The sequence below is a fragment of the Pseudomonas sp. G3-19 genome, from assembly GCF_054855875.1.
Window position 1 is genome coordinate 1 of the sequence record NZ_JBMPIQ010000002.1, and the last position, 6,535, is coordinate 6,535.

The following is a 6,535-nucleotide window of genomic DNA, read 5'->3' on the forward strand; positions in this document are numbered from 1 at the left end:
TCTCCGGACTCTATAGCAGCAATTGCCGAAAACAGTGCACATCCGTACACTGCGCCACCTTTTGTCCCGGTGGGGCCTGAAAATGCTGTTTGTGTTTCGTATGTTATTGATGGGCCTGCACTTTATTCTGGCCGGCGTGTTGGGGGTGATCCTCGGGCTGTGCCGTCCGTTCAATCCGGACAACAGCCGACTGTGCGCCCGCCTCTACGCCCTTCCGGCCATGTGCATCCTGCGTTTGCGGGTGAAGGCCGACGTCGGTCCGTTGATGAATAAGCCCGATAGCTGCGTGATCGTTGCCAACCATCAGTCCAACTACGACCTGTTCGTGTTCGGCAACGTGGTGCCCCGGCGGACCGTGTGCATCGGCAAGAAAAGCCTGAAATGGGTGCCGCTGTTCGGGCAACTGTTCTGGCTCGCGGGCAACGTGTTGATTGATCGTGGCAACGCGCACAAGGCGCGCAAGTCGATGCTCACCACCACCCACACCTTGCAGCACGAAGACACGTCGATCTGGGTATTCCCGGAAGGCACGCGCAACCTCGGTGAAGAACTGCTGCCGTTCAAGAAAGGCGCGTTCCAGATGGCGATCGCCGCCGGTGTGCCGATCATGCCGGTGTGCGTCAGCAGCTACATCAAGCACATGCGCCTGAACCGCTGGCGCAGCGGGAAAATTCTCATACGCTCGCTGCCGGCGATTCCTACAGCCGGGCTGACCATGGATGACATGCCCATGCTCATGTCCCAGTGCCGCGAGCAGATGCGCGAATGCATCGCCGCGATGGATCAGCAGCTGCAAGCTGCGTGAAAAAAACCCGCCTTGTGCGGGTTTTCTTTTGCCGGGTGAACTGTACAGATTTCACTGACTCTCAAGCAGCGACACAGCTAAGCTGAAGCCTTGTATTCCCTGCCATCTGCCAAGAAGAAGTGAACCACTACCATGGGTCGAGTTGTTGCTGCTGCGGTTTACAGCGCCGGTAAGAAAGTCACCAATATCACGCTTGACGAAGGTGCCGCCTGGGCCGCAAAAACCGGACATTTTGTCTGGATCGGCCTGGAAGAGCCGGACGCTCAGGAGCTGGCCAATCTGCAGCGCCAGTTCAACCTGCACGAACTGGCCATTGAAGACGCCCTGGAAAAACACAGCCGGCCGAAGCTGGAAACCTTTGGTGACGCCTTGTTTATCGTCACCTACTCGCCAATCCGCGAACATGGGATCTTGCAGTTCATCGAAACACACATCTTCGCCGGCAAGGGCTACATCATCACCGCCCGCAACGGCCACTCGGCGTCCTACGCGCATGTCCGCCAACGCTGTGAGGCGCGGCCGCTGTTGCTGGAGCACGGCGAAGATTTCGTCCTGTATGCGCTGCTGGATTTCGTCATCGAAAACTACCAACCGGTGGGCGAAGCGATTCATGCCGAGATCGATGAACTGGAGCGCAACGTGCTGTGCAGTGCGTTGAACGAGCATGACATTCAGAAACTCCACGGTCTGCGCCGCGACGTGTTGCGCCTGCGCCGCTATGCAGCGCCGATGGTGGAGATTGGCGAGGAGCTGCAGAAGCTGAGCTTCCCGTTCATCGACAAGAACATGCGCCCGTACTTCCGCGATGTGCAGATTCACGTCACGCGGCAGATGGAAGACCTGACTACGCTGGCGGACATCGCCAGCCAGACCATCGAGGTCGGTGTGTTGCTGGAAGCGTCGCGGCAGAGTGTGGTGCAACGCAAGTTTGCCGCGTGGGCGGCGATTCTGGCATTCCCGACGGCGGTGGCGGGGATTTACGGGATGAACTTCCAGAACATGCCGGAGCTGAGCTGGCACTACGGCTATTTCGCTGTGTTGGGGTTTATTACGGTGGGGTGTGTGAGTTTGTGGGCGAGTTTCAAGAGGTCGGGGTGGTTGTAGGGAAGCAAAAGCAAAAGATCGCAGCCTGCGGCAGCTCCTACAGGGTGTAACCACCCCGATGTAGGAACTGCCGCAGGCTGCGATCTTTTGATCTGCTATCAAGCAGCCTCAGGCTTGTGCGCCACAAACCGCATCATCCATTCCGCCACGGTGGTGCCATGGTGCTCCTGCTCCAGGCTGGCCACGCCTTTCGAGTAGATCTGCGAACCCAGCGCTTCCTGGCGCAGATCCAGCAGCGCCCGCGAATAGTCGTGAATGAATTCCGGGTGCCCCTGGAAGCACAGCACCTGATCGTTGATGTGGTACGCGGCAAACGGGCAGAAATCGCTGGAAGCGATGACCGTGGCGTTTTCCGGCAGCGCAGTGACCTGATCCTGGTGGCTGATCAGCAGCGTCAGCTCTTCTCGCACCGGGCTCATCCACGGCGCCTTGGCCGCCAGTTTGTAGTTGTGGGTGCCGACGCCCCAGCCTTGGCTGGCGCGCTCGCTCTTGCCACCTAGCAGCAGCGCCAGCAATTGATGGCCGAAGCACACGCCGAGCAGCTTGTCGCCACGCTCGTAGCGGGTCAGCAGGTATTGCTTGAGGGTCTGGATCCACGGGTCGGTGCCGAACGAATCGGCCTTGCTGCCGGTGATCAGGTACGCATCGAAGGTCAGGTCGTCGCTGGGGTATTCGCCCTGCATCACGTTGTACACGGTGAACTCGGCGGCAATCGGTTGCTGCGAGAACAGGCGCTGAAACATCTGCCCGTAACCCTGATATTGATCGACCAGTTCCGGACGCAGGATGTCGGTTTCCAGAATGCAGATGCGTAGCGACATAAAAAATACCTGACACGTGATGGGAATAATGAACACCCCAGAGCCTGCCTTGAAACACCCCGGCAAGGCAAGCCCCGCAGCGTTCACCCGATCACTTAAAACAGCTCGCCTCTCGCAGCTTTTTCCAGCAACAGGGCCGGTGGCGCAAAGCGCTCGCCGTACTGCTCGGCCAGATACTGCGCGCGTGCGACGAAGTCCTGTACCCCGTACTGATTAATGAACTGCAAGGCGCCGCCGGTCCAAGGCGCAAATCCGATGCCGAGGATCGAGCCGACGTTGGCATCCACTGTCGAGGTGAGCACGCCCTCCTCCACGCAGCGCACGGTTTCCAGGGCTTGCACGAACAGCAGACGATCACGCACATCCTTCGGCGAAATCTGCCCGTCGGCCTTCTCGAAGCGCGTCTTCAACTCCGGCCACAGATGTTTCTGACCACCCGCCGGGTAATCGTAGAAACCACCGCCAGCGGCTTTGCCCGGGCGCTTGTATTCGTTGAGCAGCAAGTCAATCACGGCGAAGGCCGGGTGTTCTATCAGCGGTTTCCCTTCCGCTTGCAGGTCCTTGGTCGTTTGCTGACGGATATGGCTCATCAGGCTGAGGGAAACTTCGTCGGAGATCGCCAGCGGCCCGACCGGCATCCCGGCCTTGCGCGCTTCGGTCTCGATCATCGGCGCGCTCACGCCCTCGCCGAGCATGGCGATGCCTTCATTGGTGAAGGTGCCAAACACCCGCGAGGTAAAGAAGCCGCGACTGTCATTGACCACGATCGGGGTTTTCTTGATTTGCAGGACGAAGTCGAAACCGCGCGCCAGGGTTTCAGCACTGGTCTGCGCACCTTTGATGATTTCCACCAGCGGCATTTTGTCCACCGGGCTGAAGAAGTGCAGACCGATGAACTTACTCTGATCGGGTACTGCGGTCGCCAGCCCGGTGATCGGCAAGGTCGAAGTGTTGGAGGCCATCACCGCGTCAGCACCGACAATCTTTTGCGCTGCCGACGAGACCTTGGCCTTGAGTTCGCGATCCTCGAACACCGCCTCGATGATCAGATCACAACCCGCCAGATCCGCATCATTTTCAGTGATGTGAATCCGCGCCAGCAACGCTTCGCGCTTTTCGGCCGTCATCTGGCCACGGGCGACTTTCTTGTCCAGCAGCGCCGCCGAATGGGCCTTGCCCTTCTCGGCCGCCGCCAGGTTGATGTCCTTGAGCACCACATCGATACCAGCCGAGGCACTGACGAAGGCGATCCCGGCGCCCATCATGCCCGCACCGAGCACACCGACCTTGCGCGTGACATATGGCGCAAAACCCTGCGGCCGCGAACTGCCGGCGTTGATCTCGTTGAGCTGGAACCAGAAGGTGCCGATCAGGTTTTTCGAGATCTGCCCGGTGGTCAGTTCGGTGAAATAGCGGGTTTCGATCAGGTGCGCGGTGTCGAAATCAACCTGCGCGCCTTCCACCGCCGCACACAGAATCTTCTCTGGCGCCGGCAGCGTGCCCTGAGTCTTGCTGCGCAGGATCGACGGCGCTATCGCCAGCATCTGCGCGACTTTCGGATTCGACGGTGTGCCGCCGGGGATCTGATAACCCTTCACGTCCCAACGCTGCACCGCGCCCGGGTTGGCGACAATCCAGGCGCGCGCCTTGGCCAGCAACTCGTCACGATCCGCCGCCAGTTCATCGATCAGACCGGCCTGCAATGCCTGTTGCGGGCGCACCTTTTTGCCTTCGAGCAAGTACGGCAAGGCTTTTTCGATGCCGAGCATACGCACCATGCGCACCACCCCGCCGCCGCCCGGCAGCAGGCCCAGCGTCACTTCCGGCAGACCGAGTTGCACCATCGAATCGTCCAGCGCCACCCGGTGATGGCAGGCCAGACAGATTTCCCAGCCACCGCCGAGCGCGGCGCCGTTGATCGCCGCGACCACCGGTTTGCCGAGGGTTTCCAGGGTGCGCAACTGCCCCTTGAGGCTCAGCACCATGTCATAGAACGCTTTGGCCTCGGGTTTGCCGACCTTGATCAGCTCATTGAGGTCGCCGCCGGCAAAGAAGGTTTTCTTCGCCGAGGTGATGATCACCCCGGCGATGCTGTCTTTTTCCGCCACTAGCCGCGCAACGCAGGCGCCCATGGCCTGGCGGTACACGGCGTTCATGGTGTTGGCGCTCTGGCCCGGCATGTCGATGGTCAACACGACGATGGCGTCCTGGCCTTTTTCGTAACGAATGGCTTCGCTCATAACAAGGTTTCCTTGAATTCGGGGCTCAGAGGCGTTCGATGATGGTGGCAATGCCCATGCCGCCGCCGACGCACAGCGTCGCCAGGCCGTAGCGCAGGCGCCGGGTTTCCAGTTCATCGAGCAAGGTGCCGAGGATCGCGCAACCGGTCGCGCCCAGCGGGTGGCCCATGGCGATCGAGCCGCCGTTGACGTTGACCTTGTCCGGGTCCACCGCCATGTCCTTGATGAACTTGAGCACCACCGAGGCAAATGCCTCATTGACCTCGAACAGGTCGATGTCTTCCACGCGCAAACCCGCCTTGGCCAAGGCCTTGCGGGTGGCCGGTGCCGGGCCGGTGAGCATGATGGTCGGGTCAGTGCTGGTGACCGCTGTGGCGACGATCCGGGCCCGCGGTTGCAGGCCCAGTGCACGACCCTTGGCTTCGGAGCCGATCAACATCAGCGCCGCACCGTCAACGATCCCGGAGCTGTTGCCCGGCGTGTGCACGTGGTTGATCCGCTCGACGTGGCTGTAAACCCGCAGCGCGGTGGCATCAAACCCCATCTGGCCGATCATTTCGAAACTTGGCTTGAGTTTGCCGAGGCCTTCCATCGTCGACTCGGCGCGAATGAATTCGTCGTGATCGAGCAGGATGATGCCGTTCTGATCCTGCACCGGCACCAGCGACTTGTTGAACGAGCCGTCGGCCCGCGCCCGTGCAGCTTTTTGCTGCGAGTGCAACGCGTAGGCATCGACATCCTCACGGCCGAAGCCCTCAAGGGTGGCGATCAGGTCCGCACCAACGCCCTGCGGGGTGAAGTGGCTGTGCAGATTGGTTTGCGGATCCAGTGCCCAGGCGCCGCCGTCGCTGCCCATCGGCACCCGCGACATCGACTCGACGCCACCGACCACCACCAGATCCTCGAAGCCCGAACGCACCTTCATCGCGCCGAGGTTCACTGCCTCCAGGCCCGAGGCGCAGAAGCGGTTGATCTGCACACCCGCGACGCTGACATCCCAGTCGGCTACCTGCACTGCGGTTTTGGCGATGTCCGAGCCTTGATCGCCGATCGGCGTGACGCAGCCGAGCACCACATCATCGACCTGACTGGTGTCCAGCGCGGTACGGCTTTGCAGTGCGGTCAACAACCCGGCGACCAGATTCACCGGTTTGACGCTGTGCAGCGCGCCATCGGCCTTGCCTTTGCCGCGGGGCGTGCGTAACGCATCGAAAATCAAAGCTTGGGTCATGACGTCCTCGAACCTGTGCGGTGAGTGAATTTCGTAGTGTCACTGTTGTCCCGAGCGCCCATGGATTCAATGACTACAGCGCTCAATGACGTTGACGTGCACGCTCAGACGGACGGTCATCCACCCTCAGGTGAACCGGTTCAGGTCAGCGAGTTGTCTAGCCAGCGGGCGGCGAAGAAGCTGGCAATAAGCCTCATGCCGTTTTTATCGCCAACGGCTCAGTGGTCAAAAACGCGAAAGCGTTTCAACGTAGAAGAAATGCGAAAACACCAACCTGGTTTGTTCCCTGAAGGTTAATATCGGCTGGATAACACGCAGTTGTAGGTACTACATA

General features: G+C 60.4%; 5 protein-coding genes. 2 read left to right on the top strand and 3 right to left on the bottom strand.

What is annotated here, in order from left to right:
• Positions 1–82: 82 nt before the first annotated feature.
• Together ACOYXI_RS00315 and ACOYXI_RS00320 are read left to right on the top strand one after the other, a co-directional pair.
• Positions 83–805, top strand: coding sequence for a 1-acylglycerol-3-phosphate O-acyltransferase (locus ACOYXI_RS00315; RefSeq protein WP_098967935.1), 723 nt, complete (start codon positions 83–85; stop codon positions 803–805).
• A 132-nt stretch (positions 806–937) separates the two neighbouring features.
• A complete protein-coding gene (locus ACOYXI_RS00320) occupies positions 938–1,909 on the top strand; it encodes a magnesium and cobalt transport protein CorA (protein WP_134785832.1) in 972 nt (323 codons plus the stop codon).
• Positions 1,910–2,007: 98 nt separating this feature from the next.
• Here ACOYXI_RS00320 and ACOYXI_RS00325 read toward each other — a convergent pair whose 3' ends face one another.
• The 3 genes from ACOYXI_RS00325 to ACOYXI_RS00335 form a co-directional block, all read right to left on the bottom strand.
• Positions 2,008–2,730 carry an amidotransferase gene (locus ACOYXI_RS00325; protein WP_095139972.1) on the bottom strand — a complete coding sequence of 241 codons (723 nt, stop codon included), beginning with the start codon at positions 2,728–2,730 and terminating at the stop codon, positions 2,008–2,010.
• Positions 2,731–2,825: 95 nt separating this feature from the next.
• Positions 2,826–4,970 carry a 3-hydroxyacyl-CoA dehydrogenase NAD-binding domain-containing protein gene (locus tag ACOYXI_RS00330; RefSeq protein ID WP_461674108.1) on the bottom strand — a complete coding sequence of 715 codons (2,145 nt, stop codon included), beginning with the start codon at positions 4,968–4,970 and terminating at the stop codon, positions 2,826–2,828.
• A 25-nt stretch (positions 4,971–4,995) separates the two neighbouring features.
• Positions 4,996–6,201 carry an acetyl-CoA C-acetyltransferase gene (locus tag ACOYXI_RS00335; RefSeq protein ID WP_098967931.1) on the bottom strand — a complete coding sequence of 402 codons (1,206 nt, stop codon included), beginning with the start codon at positions 6,199–6,201 and terminating at the stop codon, positions 4,996–4,998.
• Positions 6,202–6,535 lie beyond the last annotated feature (334 nt).